Source organism: Cellvibrio sp. QJXJ (genome assembly GCF_024452345.1).
Lineage (GTDB): Bacteria > Pseudomonadota > Gammaproteobacteria > Pseudomonadales > Cellvibrionaceae > Cellvibrio.
Genome location: NZ_CP101662.1, coordinates 4,679,708 through 4,697,445, shown reverse-complemented (window position 1 = coordinate 4,697,445; position 17,738 = coordinate 4,679,708). Strand labels below are relative to the sequence as shown.

General features: G+C 52.6%; 17 protein-coding genes. 11 read left to right on the top strand and 6 right to left on the bottom strand.

All coding sequences use genetic code 11. The features are described from left to right. Positions 1–4: 4 nt before the first annotated feature. The 5 genes from ribBA to nrdR all read right to left on the bottom strand — a co-directional run bounded on the left by ribBA (position 5) and on the right by nrdR (position 4,093). Positions 5–1,120: a bifunctional 3,4-dihydroxy-2-butanone-4-phosphate synthase/GTP cyclohydrolase II gene (gene ribBA / locus NNX04_RS20350; RefSeq protein WP_261947005.1), complete on the bottom strand. Its 1,116-nt coding sequence runs from the start codon at positions 1,118–1,120 to the stop codon at positions 5–7. Between the two features lie 40 nt (positions 1,121–1,160). Then, complete coding sequence (locus NNX04_RS20345) at positions 1,161–1,817, bottom strand: riboflavin synthase (protein WP_261947004.1); 657 nt, start codon at positions 1,815–1,817, stop codon at positions 1,161–1,163. A gap of 79 nt (positions 1,818–1,896) precedes the next feature. Then, positions 1,897–2,439, bottom strand: coding sequence for an RDD family protein (locus NNX04_RS20340; protein WP_261947003.1), 543 nt, complete (start codon positions 2,437–2,439; stop codon positions 1,897–1,899). 40 nt (positions 2,440–2,479) lie between these two features. Continuing rightward, positions 2,480–3,604, bottom strand: coding sequence for a bifunctional diaminohydroxyphosphoribosylaminopyrimidine deaminase/5-amino-6-(5-phosphoribosylamino)uracil reductase RibD (ribD, locus tag NNX04_RS20335; protein ID WP_261947002.1), 1,125 nt, complete (start codon positions 3,602–3,604; stop codon positions 2,480–2,482). A gap of 21 nt (positions 3,605–3,625) precedes the next feature. After that, entirely contained in the window at positions 3,626–4,093 is a 468-nt protein-coding gene (gene nrdR / locus NNX04_RS20330; protein WP_040392987.1) for a transcriptional regulator NrdR, read from the bottom strand. 394 nt (positions 4,094–4,487) lie between these two features. Here nrdR and NNX04_RS20325 point away from each other — a divergent pair, with 394 nt between their 5' ends. After that, complete coding sequence (locus NNX04_RS20325; protein ID WP_151058661.1) at positions 4,488–4,844, top strand: collagen-like protein; 357 nt, start codon at positions 4,488–4,490, stop codon at positions 4,842–4,844. Between the two features lie 128 nt (positions 4,845–4,972). Here NNX04_RS20325 and glyA read toward each other — a convergent pair whose 3' ends face one another. Further along, positions 4,973–6,238, bottom strand: a complete 1,266-nt coding sequence (gene glyA, locus NNX04_RS20320) for a serine hydroxymethyltransferase (protein WP_261947001.1) — start codon at positions 6,236–6,238, stop codon at positions 4,973–4,975. A 439-nt stretch (positions 6,239–6,677) separates the two neighbouring features. Between glyA and NNX04_RS20315 the strand changes: the two genes are divergently transcribed. From NNX04_RS20315 to NNX04_RS20270, 10 genes are read left to right on the top strand one after another with little or no spacing between them, the layout of a single operon-like run. Next, on the top strand, positions 6,678–7,508 hold the full coding sequence (locus tag NNX04_RS20315; RefSeq protein ID WP_261947000.1) for a polysaccharide biosynthesis/export family protein: 831 nt from the start codon (positions 6,678–6,680) through the stop codon (positions 7,506–7,508). Between the two features lie 27 nt (positions 7,509–7,535). Further along, complete coding sequence (locus NNX04_RS20310; protein ID WP_007644040.1) at positions 7,536–8,879, top strand: Wzz/FepE/Etk N-terminal domain-containing protein; 1,344 nt, start codon at positions 7,536–7,538, stop codon at positions 8,877–8,879. Positions 8,880–8,918: 39 nt separating this feature from the next. Next, positions 8,919–9,809, top strand: coding sequence for a polysaccharide biosynthesis tyrosine autokinase (locus tag NNX04_RS20305; protein WP_007644041.1), 891 nt, complete (start codon positions 8,919–8,921; stop codon positions 9,807–9,809). A gap of 32 nt (positions 9,810–9,841) precedes the next feature. After that, a complete protein-coding gene (locus NNX04_RS20300) occupies positions 9,842–11,134 on the top strand; it encodes a polysaccharide biosynthesis protein GumE (protein ID WP_261946999.1) in 1,293 nt (430 codons plus the stop codon). Further along, on the top strand, positions 11,124–12,266 hold the full coding sequence (locus NNX04_RS20295; protein ID WP_261946998.1) for a glycosyltransferase family 4 protein: 1,143 nt from the start codon (positions 11,124–11,126) through the stop codon (positions 12,264–12,266). Before NNX04_RS20300 ends, NNX04_RS20295 begins: the two co-directional genes overlap by 11 nt. Then, on the top strand, positions 12,263–13,390 hold the full coding sequence (locus NNX04_RS20290; protein WP_261946997.1) for a glycoside hydrolase family 5 protein: 1,128 nt from the start codon (positions 12,263–12,265) through the stop codon (positions 13,388–13,390). The genes NNX04_RS20295 and NNX04_RS20290 overlap by 4 nt, the downstream gene beginning before the upstream one ends. Positions 13,391–13,434: 44 nt before the next feature. Continuing rightward, a complete protein-coding gene (locus tag NNX04_RS20285) occupies positions 13,435–14,601 on the top strand; it encodes a GumK N-terminal domain-containing glycosyltransferase (protein WP_261946996.1) in 1,167 nt (388 codons plus the stop codon). After that, on the top strand, positions 14,601–15,380 hold the full coding sequence (locus NNX04_RS20280; protein WP_151058671.1) for a WecB/TagA/CpsF family glycosyltransferase: 780 nt from the start codon (positions 14,601–14,603) through the stop codon (positions 15,378–15,380). Before NNX04_RS20285 ends, NNX04_RS20280 begins: the two co-directional genes overlap by 1 nt. A gap of 4 nt (positions 15,381–15,384) precedes the next feature. Then, positions 15,385–16,467: a glycosyltransferase family 4 protein gene (locus tag NNX04_RS20275; protein ID WP_261946995.1), complete on the top strand. Its 1,083-nt coding sequence runs from the start codon at positions 15,385–15,387 to the stop codon at positions 16,465–16,467. A gap of 33 nt (positions 16,468–16,500) precedes the next feature. After that, the gene (locus tag NNX04_RS20270; RefSeq protein WP_261946994.1) at positions 16,501–17,718 is read left to right on the top strand and encodes a glycosyltransferase family 4 protein; all 1,218 of its coding nucleotides are present in this window, start codon (positions 16,501–16,503) and stop codon (positions 17,716–17,718) included. Positions 17,719–17,738 lie beyond the last annotated feature (20 nt).

The following is a 17,738-nucleotide window of genomic DNA, read 5'->3' as shown; positions in this document are numbered from 1 at the left end:
CCTTTCAGTCACCCTCCGGGCAAACATAGCCAACCACTTCCAAATCAAAACCGGAGAGCGCGGAGTAACGCATGGGTGCAGACATTACACGCATTTTGCGCACACCCAAGTCGCGCAGGATTTGCGAGCCGGTGCCCACTTGTTTGTAGAGGACTTCCGAGCTGCGGCGCATTTGTTTGCCAGAGATCAGCCAATCGATGCTGTCCTCTACTTCTTTGGTGGATTCATCGTGGCAGATTAACAGCACGACCCCCTTGCCCTCTTCACTGACTTTTTGCAGTGCATCCTGATAGGTCCAGCTTTTACCGCCAGCAACCGAAGTGCGTTTGAGGCTGAGCACATCGCGCGCTATATCCATCACATGCACCCGCACCAAGGTTGGCTCAGCGTCTATCTCGCCTTTGGTCATCACAAAGTGCAAATCGCCGCGCGCGGTATCGCGGTAGGTGTGCAAATCAAACTCGCCGTAAAGGGTATCCACTTTGCGGCTGTTGATGCACTCCACGGTTTTTTCTTTGGTGGCGCGGTAGTGAATCAGGTCGGCAATGGTACCGATTTTCAGGTGATGTTGCTCAGCAAATTGCTCAAGATCCGCCCGACGCGCCATAGTGCCATCGGGGTTCATTACCTCCACGATAACCGCTGCTGGTTCAAAGCCGGCCAGGCGCGCCAGGTCGCAACCGGCCTCAGTATGACCGGCACGGCTCATTACACCACCCGGCTGCGACATCAGCGGAAAGATATGGCCCGGTTGAACTATATCCGTTGCTTTGGCATTGGCTTTTACCGCCGCACGTATTGTTAAGGCGCGATCAGCAGCGGAAATACCGGTGCTAACACCTTCGGCCGCTTCAATCGAGACAGTAAAATTGGTGGTGTGCTGGGATTTGTTGTCGCTCACCATCAGCGGCAAATCCAGTTGTTTGCAGCGCTCGGCGGTGAGCGTGAGGCAAATCAAGCCGCGTGCGTGGGTTGCCATAAAGTTGATATCTTCCGGGCGCACCTGTTCGGCGACCATAATCAAATCGCCTTCATTTTCACGGTCTTCGTCATCCATCAGGATAACCATCTTGCCGTGACGTAAGTCTTCGATCAGTTCTTCAATGGTGTTGAGTTGCATAGAGAATCCCGAGTTACCAATTCCTATTAGGAAATGCCGATTACATAAAACCGTTTTTTGCCAAAAACTCCAGGGTGATGCCCTGCCCTTCGCCTTCAGCGGCTTTTTCGCCCAACATCAACCGCTCCAGATAGCGCGCGAGCACATCCACTTCCAGATTGATTTTGCTGCCCGCTTGATAGGACTCCATGATCGTCCACTTGAGCGTGTGCGGCACAATATTGAGTTCAAACTCGGCGCCATCCACTTTATTAACGGTAAGACTAGTACCATCCACCGTAATTGACCCTTTGTGGGCGATATATTTCGCCAACTCTTTCGGCGCGCGAATGCGAAAACGCTCGGAGCGTGCATCCGGGTGGCGGCTGACTACCTCGCCCACACCATCCACATGGCCACTAACGATATGGCCACCGAGGCGGGTTTGCGGGGTGAGTGCTTTTTCCAGATTCACCCGCTGCCCAATTTTCCAACTGGGTAAAGTGGTGTTATCCAGGGTTTCGCGCGAGACATCGGCCCAGTAGCCATCGCCGGGTAAATCAACAACGGTGAGGCAGACGCCATTGGTGGCAATCGAATCGCCCAAATGCACATCAGCCAAGTTCAAATTGTTCGTTTTGATACGCAGGCGCAGGTCGCCATTTTTAGGCTGCAACGCTACCACTTCGCCAATGGCTTCAATAATACCGGTGAACATAACTGAGCTCCGAATTTGCGCCGTAAATAACAGCGCTGTAAACATCAGCGCCGCACATAAAGGGCTTATGTAAACTGGCTTATACGATGATGCTGGTAGGTATGGTCTGGCTGTGAGTGACGGGAATTTTCAGATCAATCACTTTGGTTTTAGCGAGGTGATCGTGAATGCAGCGTTTGTCTTCACGGAAAATCGCCAGTACATCCGCCAAGCGCAGCAAAATGCCGATGACCGGCACCATACCCATCAACCACTGGGACACATAGCGCTGCAGAATCAAAAACAAAAATGCAGGCTTTTGGTTATCCATAGTGACTATCGCAATACCAATAATACGTTTACCAATGGTTTGTCCGTATTGATGCAATAAAAAGCCGTGCAGCACAAAAAACATCATCAACTGAAATAACACCAACTTCAACGCCAGCTCCGGCGGAATGGTGCCCTGCTTTTCGGCGATCTCCATCAAACCCTGACTTTGCGCAAAGGGAAAGATACAGACCATCATAATTACCACGTCGATAACCATGGCCTGAAAACGTTTACCCAATGAAGCAGTATTGTCTATAACAGGGCCAGAAGGCGGTGGCGTAAACGGGGAAGATTGTTGTTCATCACTCACAAGAAAAACCTTTAGGGGAAATTGGGTTTACAAAAAAGCCTTAATATTCGGTATCGGGCGCGGCGGTAATGCGCCAGTCACGGCCCACGGCGCGAATATCTTTGATTTTTAATGCCAGCGATGACGACATAGTATCCAGCGGCAAATCAAAGATGGGGCGCGCATTGCTGCCCAGCAGTTTGGGCGCCATATAAATAATGATTTCATCGAGCAGGCCACGACGTAAAAAACTGCCCGCCAGAGTCGCGCCGGTTTCTACCAACACCTCGTTGCACTGGCGCTTCGCTAACTCGCGCAACAGCGCAGTTAAATCGATACGGTCATCTTTCGCGGGCAGAGCTAACAGTTCGACAAACTCCGGCCAGCCATCATATTGAGCCGCATCTACCGAGCCGTTATGAACCAGCAAGATGGGGCTGGGTTGTTTGAATAACAAGGCGTTGCGCGACAAACGCAGGGTTGAATCCAGAATCACGCGTAGCGGTTGTTTGGCGGCTGCCTCCTGTGCATTGGGCAAATCCAATTCGTCTACACGCACAGTCAGGGAGGAATTATCCTGCAGAATCGAATCGACACCGGAAATAATTGCACAGGAACGCGCGCGCAAGCGCTGAACATCAGCACGCGCTTTGGGGCCAGTAATCCATTTGCTTTCACCGGATTCCATCGCTGTGCGGCCATCGAGACTCATGGCCAATTTGCAGCGCACAAAGGGCAACTTGCGCTCCATGCGTTTGATATAGCCGGGATTCAATGCGCGTGCATCGTCTTCTAATAAAGAGCCATCCACCTGCACACCCGCGGCGCGCAACATGGCGATGCCATCACCAGACACTAATGGGTTAGGGTCTTCCATCGCATAAACTACGCGCGCCACACCCGCATCAATCAGCGCTTGAGAACAGGGGCCTGTGCGGCCGGTATGACTGCAAGGTTCAAGGCTGACATAAGCCGTGGCACCGCGCGCATCTTCTCCCGCTGCACGCAATGCATTGACCTCAGCGTGAGCTTCACCGGCGCGAATATGCCAGCCCTCGGCAATAATCTGCCCATCTTTTACCAGCACACAACCTACGCGCGGATTGGGCATGGTGGTATGGAGGCCGCGCTCCGCCAACCGGAACGCCTGCGCCATAAAATCAAAATCGACTGGAGTAATAGCCATTAGGGGATTATTCGCGTCCGCTTACTGTTCGTGTTCGGGTTGCTGTTCAAGGCGATCAATTTCCTGACGGAATTCGTTTAGATCTTTAAAGCGGCGATAAACAGAGGCAAAACGCACATAGGCGACCTCATCCAGTTTCTGCAATTGCTCCATTACTTTTTCACCGACCAATAAGGCTTTTACTTCACGTTCGCCCGTGGCCTGCAAAAAGTGTTTGATATGGTTAATGGCAGACTCAATCGCCTCAATACTCACAGGGCGTTTTTCCAGCGCACGCAGTAAACCGGCGCGCAGTTTGTTTTCGTCGAAGGGTTCGCGGGTGCCGTTTTGTTTGATGATGCGCGGCATCACCAATTCAGCCACTTCAAAAGTGGTGAAGCGCTCATGGCATGATAAACACTCGCGGCGGCGGCGCACTTGATCGCCCTCGGCCACCAAACGGGAATCGATAACTTTCGTATCTTCCGCACTACAAAACGGACAATGCATAATCATTAGCCCCAGCGATTAAAAACTGGCGCGCAGTCTAGCACAAAAACCGGTGAATCTTGCCGTCGTAACGGCCACCACCAGCACACGTCGGAGCGCACAAAAAGAAGCGCTTGCAGCTCGCCCTTTCGCACGCGCTTTGTTCGCTGGCGCACCGCGCTCGTCAAGCTTACTGCCTATACTCCTCCCAAATTAAACGAAAGACGACTTGCCTGAGGTGTTGGTAGATCCAAGCAGCGCTTCACTTTTCTACTGTAATTACATTTTTATTACGCGGAAAAATAACTGCTCTACATTTCCTCGCAAAACGAATCTTGTTTACTTGTCTGCGCTGTCCTAAAGGCTCTCTCGCCTTAAAACTGCCGTTAACTCACACTCACAGAAAAGGCACCTTATGAAACACTCACTTCTTTTATTAACCTTAATTGGCGCGATTGGCCTTGCTGCGTGCGAACGCCAAACAGACACAGTAGTAGTTGCAGTCCCTGGCCCGGCCGGCGAAAAGGGTGCCACCGGCGATACAGGTAACACCGGAAATACCGGCAACAAAGGCGCAACGGGCAACGAAGGTGTACAAGGCGCGACGGGAAATACTGGTGACACTGGCGCAACCGGTGATACAGGTAGCACGGGCGATACCGGTGCAACCGGAAACACAGGAAATACCGGGAACACAGGCGCAACCGGAGATACGGGTTCGGCTGGCTCTGCAGGTTCAACTGGCAACACCGTGATTGTAGTGCCCCAGTAACCAAAAATTTGATTGATATTGGCAAAGGAAATTAATGCCAAAAACAAAAAGGCAGCCACAGAGGCTGCCTTTTTGTGATCAAGGAAAACCCCCGTATACAGATAGCGAGGGTTCCTTAGTAGGGGCCATTACTCAGCGTAAACGGGGAACTGCTTGCACAGCGCAGATACCTTGGCTTTCACCTCGGCAATCACTGCATCAGCATTACCGGCTTCCAGTGCAGCAAAAATATCGCAAATCCAGTTAGTCAATTGCACGCACTCAGCCTCTTTGAAACCACGGGTAGTCACCGCCGGAGTACCAACACGGATACCGGAGGTCACAAAGGGTGAGCGTGGGTCGTTAGGTACGGCGTTTTTGTTCACGGTGATGTGCGCTTTGCCCAAGGCTTCATCCGCATCTTTACCGCTGTAGGATTTGCCAATCAAATCAACCAGCATCAAGTGGTTTTCAGTACCACCAGAAACAATATTAATGCCGCGCTCAATAAAGGTTTTGGCCATCGCCTTGGCGTTTACTACTACTTGTTTCTGATAAGCCTTGTACTCGGGGGTCATGGCTTCTTTAAAGCTGATCGCTTTGGCAGCGATAACATGCATCAACGGGCCGCCTTGACCGCCGGGGAATACGGCAGAATTGAGTTTTTTCTCAATTTCTTCGTTGGCTTTGGCCAGAATCAAACCACCGCGGGGGCCACGCAGGGTTTTGTGTGTGGTGGTGGTAGTTACGTCGGCAATTTGCACCGGGTTAGGGTACAGGCCAGCTGCAACCAGACCGGCAACGTGCGCCATATCCACAAACAAATAGGCCCCCACCTTGTCGGCGATGTCGCGGAAACGCTGCCAATCCACTACCTGTGAATAGGCGGAGAAACCTGCTACTACCACTTTTGGCTTGTGTTCCAGGGCCAGACGCTCTACTTCGTCGTAATCGATCAGGCCAGTCTCAGGGTTCAGGCCGTACTGGATGGCGTTGTAATACTTGCCCGATGAACTGACCTTGGCTCCGTGAGTCAAGTGACCACCGTGCGCGAGGCTCATGCCCAAAATAGTATCGCCCGGGCTACACAGCGCCGCGTAAACCGCTTGGTTAGCTTGTGAACCGGCGTGTGGCTGCACGTTCGCGTAGTCGGCACCGAACAGCTCTTTGGCGCGCGAAATAGCCAATGCTTCAGTCACATCGACGTATTCACAACCACCGTAATAACGCTTACCTGGATAGCCTTCAGCATATTTGTTGGTCAGCTTGGTGCCTTGCGCCACCATCACCATGGGGCTGGTGTAGTTTTCCGAGGCGATCAACTCGATGTGCTCTTCCTGACGTTGACCTTCGTTCTGGATAGACGCCCAAATTTCGGGATCAAAAGAAGCAATAGTTTGGTTTTTATCAAACATAAATAGTTCCTGTGGAAAGTTCCTGAGTTAACCGCGCGCCATGAGATGGGCGGGGATGTGGATGGGAAGGTGAAAAAGGGAGGCGCGCATTGTACACCAAGCACCCAAAGCCCTTCCACGCAAAAAACTCATCCACAGCGTTAAATAGATTCATGTAGCTTTTGCACTAAATCCTGCCCTTCGGGCACCGTCGCACCAAAAAGATACAAAAATTAATTTCCTATTTACAAAAATGACTCTGGGAAATTTCATCATTTCGCCATCAAAACCAAGAAGAATCATTCATCTGACACGAAAGCCCGCTTTATTTATGCCTTGGTCTGCATTTTTGTGATTTTTTTATATCAATTGTATGAGTGGGCCTCGCTTTTGCAGGAGCAAAGCTAGATATCGTTTTATTCCCCGAACTTCGGTGGATAGATCATTAAGGACAGTTGAAATGATTCGTTGTTATCCAGTTGGTCGTTCCGGTCACTACCTCACCGCAGCTGTTTTATTGCTGTTCAGTACGCTGGCATGGGCAGAGTCGTCAATGGCACCGCGCAGTTATCTGATCGGGAGCGGTGATGAAGTGCGCATCACTGTATATGGTCAACAAGAACTCGCCGCCGACGCCCAAGTCAGCGCGACAGGCACAGTGCAAGTCCCCTTGCTGGGCACCATGATCGTCGCCGGTAAAACCAGTGCCGAAGCGGCACGAATGATTGCTGAACGGTATGAGGCCGGCAATTTTCTCAAAAATGCCCAAGTTAACCTATTGGTTACCAAGTATCGCAGCCAAGTGGTCGCCATTCTGGGGCGAGTTAATAGCCCCGGAAAACTGGTTCTGGAAGGCCCCACCAGCCTGACCCAGGCGTTGGCATGGGCCGGCGGCATAGCCCCCACTGGCAGCGAAAGGTTAATTCTTACCCGCACCCTCGCCAACGGTCGCCAGGAGCGTACCGAATATGACCTGCAGCAAATGCTCAACCACGCTGCGGAACAGCAGCCAACGGTGTGGCTTAAAGATGGCGACACAATATATGTGCCCAATGCTGGCCGTTTTTATATTAATGGTGAAGTTCATTCACCAGGAATGTACCCCCTTGATCGCCCTTTAAATATCCGTCAGGCACTCAGTGCCGGTGGTGGCCCCACCGCGCGCGCCAGCGACAGCAAGGTAAAGGTGTTTCGTGAAGCTGCCGACGGTTCAGTACAGGAATTAGTTGCCAAACCCGATGATCGAGTGATGGACGGAGATGTGTTGGTGGTGAGAGAAAGCCTGTTCTAGCCGCCCCTGAAAAGTAGGAACTGACGTATGAATCTGAATACACTGATGGGCATCTTACTGGCGCGGAAGTGGGCGATTATCGCCAGCTGTGCCTTGGCTCTGCTGGCAGCAGCGATACTGATTTTGCTAACCCCCAAGTCTTACACCGCCTCTATTGACCTATTGGTGGATAGCCGCGGGCTCGATCCGATCAGCGGCCAATCACAACCAGCTCGAATGACGGGCGCCTATCTCGCAACCCAGAGCGATATCATTCGCAGTCGCAATGTGGCCGGCAAAGTGATTGATCAGCTGGCACTGGGTAGCTCTCCTGCCATGATCAAAGCGGCCAAACTCACCGGTGAACCCGAGCGCGATCAGCGCCGCATGCTCAGCTTCCTCGCAAAGGGTTTAATTGTGGTGCCCAAACGGGATAGCAGTGTGTTGAGCATCGCCTTCAAGGCTCAAGACCCACAGCTTGCCGCGCAAATCGCCGATGCCTACGCAGAGGCATATATGTACACCAACCTCGAACTGCGTATTGAACCCGCCAAACAAACTACCCAGTGGTACAACCAGCAATTAACCGGAATGCGGCAGGAGCTGATCGAGAAGCAGGATGCACTTTCCAGTTATCAAGAGGAACACGGTATTCTCGTGTCTTCTGACCGATTGGATCTGGAATCCAACAAGCTCGCCGAGCTGTCGTCTATGTTGATCGCCGTGCAGAACGAACGCCTGAACTCCCAAAGCCGCAGTGACCAGATTGCCAATACCAAGCGCGGCCAGCTGGAAACCCGCGCGTTGGATAACCCTCAAGTACAAAAGCTGGCAACGGATCTGGCGCAAGCTCAGGCACGGCTGGCCGAGCTGGCTACCCAAGTCGGTGAAAACCACCCTCAATACCGCCAGGCACGCAGTGAAGTGGGCGCACTCAAACAACAAATGAACCGCATGTTGGAGCTGATCAGTGGCAGCCTGCAGTCTTCTGTAGAACTGTCGCAAACCCGCGAAGACCAGCTCAAAGCCGAGCTAACACGGCAAAAAGAACTGGTGCTACAACTCAGCCGTAATCGCAATGAACTCAACCTGCTCAAGCAGGAAGTGGATAACGCCCAAGCCGCTTACGACGCCGCACTCGCCCGTTCGGTACAAACCCGGTTGGAAAGCCAGATTGCCGCCACCGATGTCGCGGTACTCAACAGCGCACTGGTACCTACAAGCCCAACATCCCCCAAACCCGCCCTGATCATCCTGCTCGCTGCCATGGCCGGTCTGCTATCCGGTATTGCTATCGCACTCTGTTGGGAATGGTTGGATCAACGTATTCGCAGCGTTTTGGATCTTGAACAAGGGTTGGGTTTGCCGGTGCTGGCCCATATTCCGCGCTGACCGCCAGACGCAGACTTAGATATAGCAGGAGCTCGCACCATGAATGATCGTTTGCAAATACTGGATCGCGAACAGGCGCTTGCCCAGGCAATGCAGCTCGGCCAGTCATCCCGGATGGGACCAATGCTGGTGGCAATGGGCAAGCTCAGCCCCAAAGACCTGAACACCATTCTGGCGACCCAAAAGAAACAGGGGCTGCGCTTTGGCGATGCCGCACTGAAATTGGGGCTGGTCAGCGCCGATGACATTAACGCCATTCTGGCTGAGCAGTTTGCTTACACCCAGACACCTGCGGCATCGAGCAAACTTGACCGCCGCCTGAGCGCACTCTTTCAACCGGACAGCACACAGGCAGAAGCACTGCGTAGCCTGCGCAGCGAGTTGATGTTGCGCTACTTCAACCCCCAACCACACCATGCGCTGGCGATAGTCAGCGCCGAAAATGCGACGACCACAGCAATCACTGCCGCCAATCTGGCGATCAGTTTTGCGCAACTCGGCCTGCGCACCCTGCTGATCGACAGCAACCTGCGTACGCCACAACTCAACGCCCTGTTTAACCTGCAGGAGCACGCACCCGGTTTGTCCGACTGGATTGCCGAGCGCACCTCGGTGGCCCCCACGGCCATAGAGCAAGTGCGCTCACTGTGGGTGTTACCTGCCGGCACCCGCGCGCCCAACCCTCAGGAATTGCTCGCCAGCAAACACTATCAGGAGCGGGTGAACCCGCTGATCCAGCACTTTGATATCACCCTGATCAGCACCGCACCGATGGACTCAAATCGCGATGCACAACTGGTCGCCGCACAGGCGGGAGCAGCCCTGTTAATTGCGCAACAACATGTCACTCACACCAAAGCGCTGGTTGCCATTGGCAACCGCTTGCGCGAATTAGGTGTGCGCCTGTTGGGCACAACCCTGCTCGGCTAGTGGCGGTTGCAGACGATACACACGAGGTAAGGATGAACTACCCGCAGGCCTGCCCGACTATTCCCCCCCTGCCCGCCAGTGCGCATCTGGTGCGGGAGCAACGCTGGCTGAACGATCAGCGACTGGTCACTTTTATCATTGTCGCCAGTGTCGGCTACCAGGCGGTGTTGTGCCTGCTCAATACCCTCGTCCTGCCTATGTCGCGCTCGCTCGTGGGTTTGGCCGAGGCAATTATCCTGATGGCATGTGTGCCGCTATTGGTACGGCGGCTATTGCCGGGGGTGGTCATTCTCGCCTGTCTCGCCGCTGCCATGCTGTGCCTGCTGAGCATCATCAACGACCAGGTTAACGTCAAAGCCTTTCGCGATATTGCCATCCCCCTCTGCTACTTCTGGCTGGGGTGCAACATCGGGCGGCTGGAGCTGGCTGATCGCGCGCTTAAAGTGGCGATTTGCATGGTCTTGGCGATGGGCATGTTTGAGTTGCTGCTACTTGATAGCTACACCCGCTGGTTTGATATTTTCAGCTACTACGTCAACATCGGCTCTATTGATCCTGCGATGGACTTTGTCCGGGAAGACCGCCTGCAAGCCAATGGTATGCGCCCCGAAGGTATAGGCCGCACCCTGCTCCCCGGCCTGCTTGGCCCGCATCGGGTCTCCTCGGTTTTCCTCGAACCGGTATCGCTCGGCAACTTTGCCAGCCTTTGCGCCGCTTGGGGGCTTGCCCGCACACACTGGCGCGATGGGATATTTTTTGTAGTGGCCGCGGTGATAATGATGGTGCTGTGCGATTCGCGATTCGCGCTGATGACCGTGAGTAGCTTTGTAGTGCTGCGTCTGCTGGTGCACGGCAGCCTGCTTAATTTTTGTATCTTCGCTCCTATCGCCGCCATCCTCCTGCTCTTGGTCATTGGCTACACAACCCCCAACGAAACCGGGCGGATTCTCAATGACGACTTGCAAGGGCGCCTCGCCTACAGCGGTTGGTCGCTACTGCAATTTGACGCCCTCAAACTACTCGGTATAGGTCACACCAAGGTTTATTACGATGAGGGCTACGCCCATACCCTAGCCACGTTTGGGCTACCAATGGCGCTGGTGTTTTGGTGCAGCTTCTGGCTATTACCCATCAGCTCCGCTACCAGCCAGCGTTTTCGGGCGATGGTATCGCTCTACATCGCGCTGATTCTCTGTATCAGTGGCTTTTCATTTTTTGCACTCAAAAGCGCCGGCTTACTCTGGTTTTTAGTGGGTTGCAGCCTGCAAAAGCCTGCACCTACTCCCGGGCAACCCACTTATACCGGAGGAAAAGATGCCAGTTAGCTCTCCCATTAAAGTCACCCACATAGTGCGCCAATACCTGCCGTCCATTGGCGGGATGGAAGAAGTGGTGCGCAATATTGCTCGCCACCAGTTACATCAAGGCCAAGGCGCCACGCGGATCATTACCCTCAATCGCCTGTTTCGTAACTCCAGTGAGTTGTTGCCCCAGCAAGAGACGATTGAGGGAATTGAAGTCATCCGCCTGCCCTACATGGGTTCCAGCCGCTACCCCCTGTGCCCCGGCGTTTTTAAATACCTGAAGGATGCCGATGTAATACATGTGCATGGCGTGGACTTTTTTTACGACTTCCTCGCTGCAACCAAATGGCTACATCGTCGCCCGCTGGTGCTATCCACCCATGGCGGGTTCTTCCATACCCGCTTTGCGTCGCGCGCCAAACAGGCGTATTTCCACAGTGTTACGCGCCTCTCCGCCAATGCCTACAACCGGGTGGTTGCCACCAGTGCCAATGACGGCGACTTGTTTGGACAAATCATGGATCAGCACAAACTGCAGGTCATTGAGAATGGGGTGGATGTGGAAAAGTATGCAGGTAGCGCCGCACCACAACTCACACCAACGCTGATGTATTTTGGCCGCTGGTCATCCAATAAAGGGCTGATTCCTGCATTGGAATTGTTCGCTGAACTGCTGCGGCAGCGCCCCGAGTGGCGCTTGATTATCGCCGGGCGCGAATACGATCACAGCCTCGCAGAGCTGCAAGCAACCACGCAATCCTTGGGTATTAGCCATGCAGTGACCTTGGCCGCTAACCCCAGCGACGAGGAAATCAAACACCTGCTCAACCAAGCCAGCTATTTCATCTGCCTGTCGGATCACGAAGGTTTTGGTATAGCGCCGATAGAAGCGATGAGTGCCGGGCTCACACCCATTCTCAGTGCGATTCCACCCTTTCGGCGGCTGCATGGGGAATCTGGCTTGGGGTTCTGTTTTGAGCCGGCAATACAACAGCACGCGGCAATCGCCCAGCTGCTGGAACTTCACGATCAAGGCGAGCAGGCTTACCAGCAGCGCGTGAAAGCCGCGCAGGCGTTTGCGATTCGCTATGCCTGGCCGCAAGTGGCTGATCGTTACCTCGCGCTTTACGATCAATTGCGGAAGGCATCATGACTATTCTCCGGTGTCCTCGCCCCCTGAAGCGCGCCCTGGGCTTATTGAGCCTGATGTTGGCGATGGTTGGCTCACCTTCACAGGCGGGTTGTTTGGATCAAGCGCGGCTGACCGGCGTCAATCTCGCCGGGGCGGAGTTCAATACCAAAGCCTTGCCGGGCATCGTCTATAAAAATTACACCTATCCCAGCACCGCGGAATTGAATTACATCGCCGCCCAGGGCGCCAATATGATTCGCCTGCCCTTTCGCTGGGAGCGCCTGCAACAAACGGTTAATGGCCCACTCGACCCGGCCGAGCTGGGGCGTTTGCACACTACAGTCAATAACGCCAGCGCCGCGGGGTTATGTGTACTGCTGGACGTACACAACTACGCCAAATACTACCAATACAAACTGGGCGACCCACTGCCTACACCTTCGCCCGAAGGCACCACCTTAACCACTATGTTTATCGCCTTTTGGCTGGCGCTAGCCGCCGAATTTCCGGACGCCAATAAAGTCGCCTTCGGGTTGATGAACGAACCGGCCAATATTCCGTTGAACAGCTGGGCAGTTATCGCCAAACAAACCCTCGCCGAACTGCGCGCGGCAGATGCGACCAATCTGGTCTTTGTCAGCGGTGGCCGCTGGAGTGGCCTGCACGATTGGTTTTCCGGCCTGGAATACAGCAACGCCAGCGAATTTAGTGACCTGCATGACCCGCTCAACCGCGCCATTATCGAAGTCCACCAGTACACCGACAGTGACTACTCGGGTACTCACACCACCAGCACTGGCACGGGGTGCCGGCCCGCCGATCAATTTAATGCGAAATTCGAGCGCATTACCGAGTGGGCCAAAACCCATCAGCAAACGCTGTTTTTAGGGGAGTTTGGTGTGCCGCGCAGCAGCGAATGCCTACTCACGCTTACTCGCTTTCTGGAGTTGATGGACAACAACACCTGGCGCGGCTGGAGTTACTGGGCGGCTGGTGGTTGGTGGGGTAGCTACCCACTTGCCTTAAGCGGTGCTAACCAGGCACCTGCACCGCAATGGGAACCGTTGAAAGCCTTTTTCTTTCGCGCCGGGGAAGATGAAACCAGTCCGCCGCAACCACCCGTTCCTCACCCAGCGAATCCCTAATGCTGTGAATGAAGGCCTTAATGCAGTAACCGAAGGAGAGCATCGTGACCGCACCAGAAATACTTACCCACACAGATGAATCATCCCTGACCAGCGCTCCCCCGGCGCCGCAACAGAAATACCTGCTGCTCTCCGCGCACGACTACCGCTCGCCGCGCAAAGCGGGCATTCACTTTGTGGCGAGTGAATTAGCCAAAATGGGGCCGACACGCTTCTTCTCGCTGCGTTACAGCTTTTTATCGCGCTATAAACACGACCCGCGTCTGTCGCTGGACGATCAGGCAAACAAAATAGTGAATCATCAAGGCGTTGATTGTTATTTGTGGAAAACCTTGATCCACCCTATTCGCATTCGCCCGTTTGAATCACTGATGTATCACCTTTACAGCTTCGGCTTTAACGCGGTGTTACGCCGTTGGATAAAAGAATCGGATGTGATTATTTTGGAGAGCGGTGTTGCACCGATTTTTTTCGATTTAATTAAAAAATTAAATCCGCGCGCAAAAATACTTTACCGCGCCTCCGATGCACTGGACACGATTGACGCCGCAGACTATATCCGCAACACCTTTGCCCGCATCGCCAAAGAGATAGACACCATAGTCATGCCCTCCAAAGCGCTGGCCGACTCCATGCCGTCAACGCACAATCTCGCATTTGTACCGCAGGGAATTGATCATTCTGTTAATGAAAAGGCCAACCCATCGCCTTATGGCGAAGGCATACATGCGGTATCGGTTGGCTCCATGTTGTTTGATCCACAATTTTTTATTCTTGCGGGCAAGCGCTTTCCACATATTCATTTTCATATTATCGGTTCCTGCCAACCGCGCCACCCGGAGTACGGTGAAAATATCAGCGTGTACGGTGAAATGCCGTTTGATAAAACCCTGCCCTACATCAAACACGCCACACTCGGTATTGCGCCTTACGCCAGCGTGAACCTGCCCGCTTATTTACGCGATACCTCACTTAAACTCACGCAATATGAATTTTTTGGTTTACCCGCGATTTGCCCACATTTTATCGCCGCCGATTACCCCACCCGTTTTGGTTATGACATTGGCGATGAAAATTCTATTGCTCAAGCGATTTCACGTGCACTAAACCCAGCGCAACCGCTCACCAAACGCACAGTACTGGATTGGGCGCAAGTGACCGAACGCATGCTCGCGCCTAAAAAATTCAGCGACACAGAGGTATTTGCATAATGACTACAGACACAATTAATGCAATTTCACCGGATGACATTATCCCCCTTGGCGGATTCCCTATAATGCGCACCACCAGCGCCGCATTAATTCCGCTTTTGCAAGAAAAAATGCAGCAGCAACAAATCGCTTTATTATTTGCCAACACTAATTTTATTGTGAAATGCCAAGCCGAAAAGACCGCTCTGGCAGGCAGTGACACAATTATTGTCAACGACGGTATTGGGCTGGATATTGCCACTTGGCTCGTGCATCGCCGTCGCTTTATTGAAAATTTAAATGGTACGGATTTCACCCCGCAGTTTTTACAACAACTGGGCGCAAGTGCACGAGTTTTTTTGCTCGGCGCCAAACCCGGTATTGCACAGCGCGCCGCGCAAACACTGACAACTCAATATCAGGTTAAGGTAGTCGGTGTACGCAACGGTTACGATGAAGCGCGTAACAGCGAAGAACTTATTGCCGCGATTAATGCCAGCAATGCGAATGTAGTGTTGGTCGCCATGGGCAACCCTTATCAAGAACAATGGATTTTAAAACATCGCCGCCAATTAAATGCGCCAGTGTTGATGGGTGTTGGCGCGCTACTGGATTTTCTGGCAGGCGACAAAACCCGCGCGCCCGCGTTGGTGCAACGTTTGCGATTGGAATGGTTTTATCGCTTATGCCTTGAACCTTCGCGTTTATTGCGGCGCTACACAGTGGATATCGTGCAGTTCCTCTTACTCTGCTTGCGCAGCGGTAATCGCATAGATCACCTGCGTCACTCGGAAGGATAAGACTATGAAAATTTTTGCGGCGCCAGCCTTTAGCAATGAAAAGGTTAATCCCTACAACGCACTGCTCTATCGCGAACTACAGCAACTCGACGTGAAGGTTGAGGAATATCGCCACAGCAAAGCCCTGCGTACACCCTGCGACATAGTGCATTTCCATTGGCCGGATGGTGATATTAATCGCCCCAGCCTTGGTAAAAGTGTACAGCGCATGCTGCTCCTGGCAGTCACTGTGTGCGTATTAAAATTAAGAGGCACAAAAATCGTGTGGACAGTGCACAACACAGCACCTCACGATGCGCGCCGCCCGCGGTTATCAAACGCATTTATGCAGTGGTTTGCACGGCGCTGCGACGGTTTTATTTTTATGAGCGAAGCCAATCGCGCGGCGTTTTATCAGTTGTACAAAACCTCCCCCACCAGTCATTACGCCATTATTCCCCACGGTCACTATCGGGGCTGTTATCCCCCAGCCATTGATCAACAGGTTGCAAAAACCCAATTGGGATTAGATCCAGCCAAAAAAGTATTATTGTTTGTCGGGATGATAAAACCCTACAAAAATATCGACGGTTTAATGCAAGCATTTAATCAAGCCGAACTCGCGGATTATCAATTAGTTGTAGCAGGCACTGCAGACACGGCACCTACCGAGTTGCGTAGCACCATGGAAACGCTAAAAAATGCCAACACCCATTTATTCCTGCGCTTTATTCCCGACAGCGAATTGGCACTGTTTATGAGCGCAGCCGATGTGGTGATTTTGCCCTACAAAGCAATTCTCAATTCCGGTGCGTTACTATTGGCGCTTTCTTACAATCGCCCGGTGATTGCACCGCATATGGGCGCCGTAGCCGAATTGCAAAAGAAACTGGGGCTGCACTGGATTTACGGTTACGCCAGCGACTTAACACCGGCAAGCCTGCAACACGCGTTGCTTGCCCTTGAACACAGCAGCCGCCCGCAAGAGTGTCCATTGGATAATTACAACTGGGACAAACTCGCTGCACAAACTCTGGATTTTTATGGTCAACTACGCGCCCCAATACAAGCACCCACAACGCTAACTGACTCCAAAAAAACACCTTAATCGCAATAGCTTTTGTATGAGCATTCAAAACCTATGAAAAACCTCGCGCGTCATATTTACCGCCGCATTCGTGCGCAGCTATTGCAGCGTATGATTCCCAAAAGCGACGCGCCGCTCCCCCTTAACATCGCCGAGTTGCGCATAGAAGTGATTGGATTTTTTCACAGCATTTCCGGCATTGGCGAATCTGCCCGCTTGTGCGCGCAACAATTAGCGGCAGACGGTTATCAGGTGCAATGCACCAGTGTAGAAAAGTTTTTTCACAAACCCGAAGAACTAGCATGGGACTGGCCGGCACAAAAGCCTAATCCCAGCGGGCCAACTGCTATTAATTGTCGAATCTATCACTTGAACCCACCCATGTTGCCGCCGGTGATTTTCCAAATGGGAATCGCCAATTTTAAAAAAACCTACAACATCGGTTATTGGGCATGGGAGTTGGAGGCCATACCCAGCGAATGGGTTAATGCTATTCGCTATATGAATGCGATTATCACACCCTCTCGCTTTACGACTGATGTTATCCAGCGCTACACAGATTACCCGGTACTGACGGCGACCCACCCGGTTACGCGCGGTGAAGCTACCCAAGGTATGCGTGGCAAATTAAACATCCCCGAGCAGGCATTTTTGGTATCCAGCATTTTTAGTTTTGGCAGCGCAATGGAACGCAAGAATCCCCTCGCATTAGTCGCTGCGTTTAAACAAGCATTTGCTCATACGCCCGATGCTTATTTAGTGCTAAAAGCGAATACCGGTGGCGATTCACCTGAAAAGCAGCAACTGCTTGATGCTATCGCCGGGCACCCCAATATCTGTTTAATCGATCAACATTGGAGTCGCGCCGATGTGCTCGGTTTAATTCAGAGTTCCGATCTCTATGCGTCACTGCACCGTTCGGAAGGTTTTGGTTTAACCCTTGCCGAAGCGATGTTGTTAGACACCCCCGTACTCGCAACCGCTTGGTCAGGGAATATGGATTTCTGTACGGCAGAAAATAGTTTTTTAGTGCCCTGCACACCCATTGCGGTTAACTCCAAGCACCCGGAGTTTCAGGAAGTTGATAACATCACTTGGGCCGATGCCGACAGTCAGGCAGCAGTACAAATACTGGGCGACATTTATCGCGATCGCACATTACTCGCCAAGAGAAAATCCTGCTGTGCACAGCAAATGCAAAACTGTATCGATAGCAACAAATATGAACATGCCTTGCAGCAGTTAGTTAACGCACGAATCAATCCTCTATGAGCCTGAAAAAGAATTTTGGT

Coding starts and splice junctions, on each gene's coding strand:
- ribBA (WP_261947005.1), bottom strand. CDS start 1,120: ATGCAACTCAACACCATTGAAGAACTGATCGAAGACTTACGTCACGGC.
- NNX04_RS20345 (WP_261947004.1), bottom strand. CDS start 1,817: ATGTTCACCGGTATTATTGAAGCCATTGGCGAAGTGGTAGCGTTGCAG.
- ribD (WP_261947002.1), bottom strand. CDS start 3,604: ATGGCTATTACTCCAGTCGATTTTGATTTTATGGCGCAGGCGTTCCGG.
- nrdR (WP_040392987.1), bottom strand. CDS start 4,093: ATGCATTGTCCGTTTTGTAGTGCGGAAGATACGAAAGTTATCGATTCC.
- NNX04_RS20325 (WP_151058661.1), top strand. CDS start 4,488: ATGAAACACTCACTTCTTTTATTAACCTTAATTGGCGCGATTGGCCTT.
- glyA (WP_261947001.1), bottom strand. CDS start 6,238: ATGTTTGATAAAAACCAAACTATTGCTTCTTTTGATCCCGAAATTTGG.
- NNX04_RS20315 (WP_261947000.1), top strand. CDS start 6,678: ATGATTCGTTGTTATCCAGTTGGTCGTTCCGGTCACTACCTCACCGCA.
- NNX04_RS20310 (WP_007644040.1), top strand. CDS start 7,536: ATGAATCTGAATACACTGATGGGCATCTTACTGGCGCGGAAGTGGGCG.
- NNX04_RS20305 (WP_007644041.1), top strand. CDS start 8,919: ATGAATGATCGTTTGCAAATACTGGATCGCGAACAGGCGCTTGCCCAG.
- NNX04_RS20300 (WP_261946999.1), top strand. CDS start 9,842: ATGAACTACCCGCAGGCCTGCCCGACTATTCCCCCCCTGCCCGCCAGT.
- NNX04_RS20295 (WP_261946998.1), top strand. CDS start 11,124: ATGCCAGTTAGCTCTCCCATTAAAGTCACCCACATAGTGCGCCAATAC.
- NNX04_RS20290 (WP_261946997.1), top strand. CDS start 12,263: ATGACTATTCTCCGGTGTCCTCGCCCCCTGAAGCGCGCCCTGGGCTTA.
- NNX04_RS20280 (WP_151058671.1), top strand. CDS start 14,601: ATGACTACAGACACAATTAATGCAATTTCACCGGATGACATTATCCCC.
- NNX04_RS20275 (WP_261946995.1), top strand. CDS start 15,385: ATGAAAATTTTTGCGGCGCCAGCCTTTAGCAATGAAAAGGTTAATCCC.
- NNX04_RS20270 (WP_261946994.1), top strand. CDS start 16,501: ATGAAAAACCTCGCGCGTCATATTTACCGCCGCATTCGTGCGCAGCTA.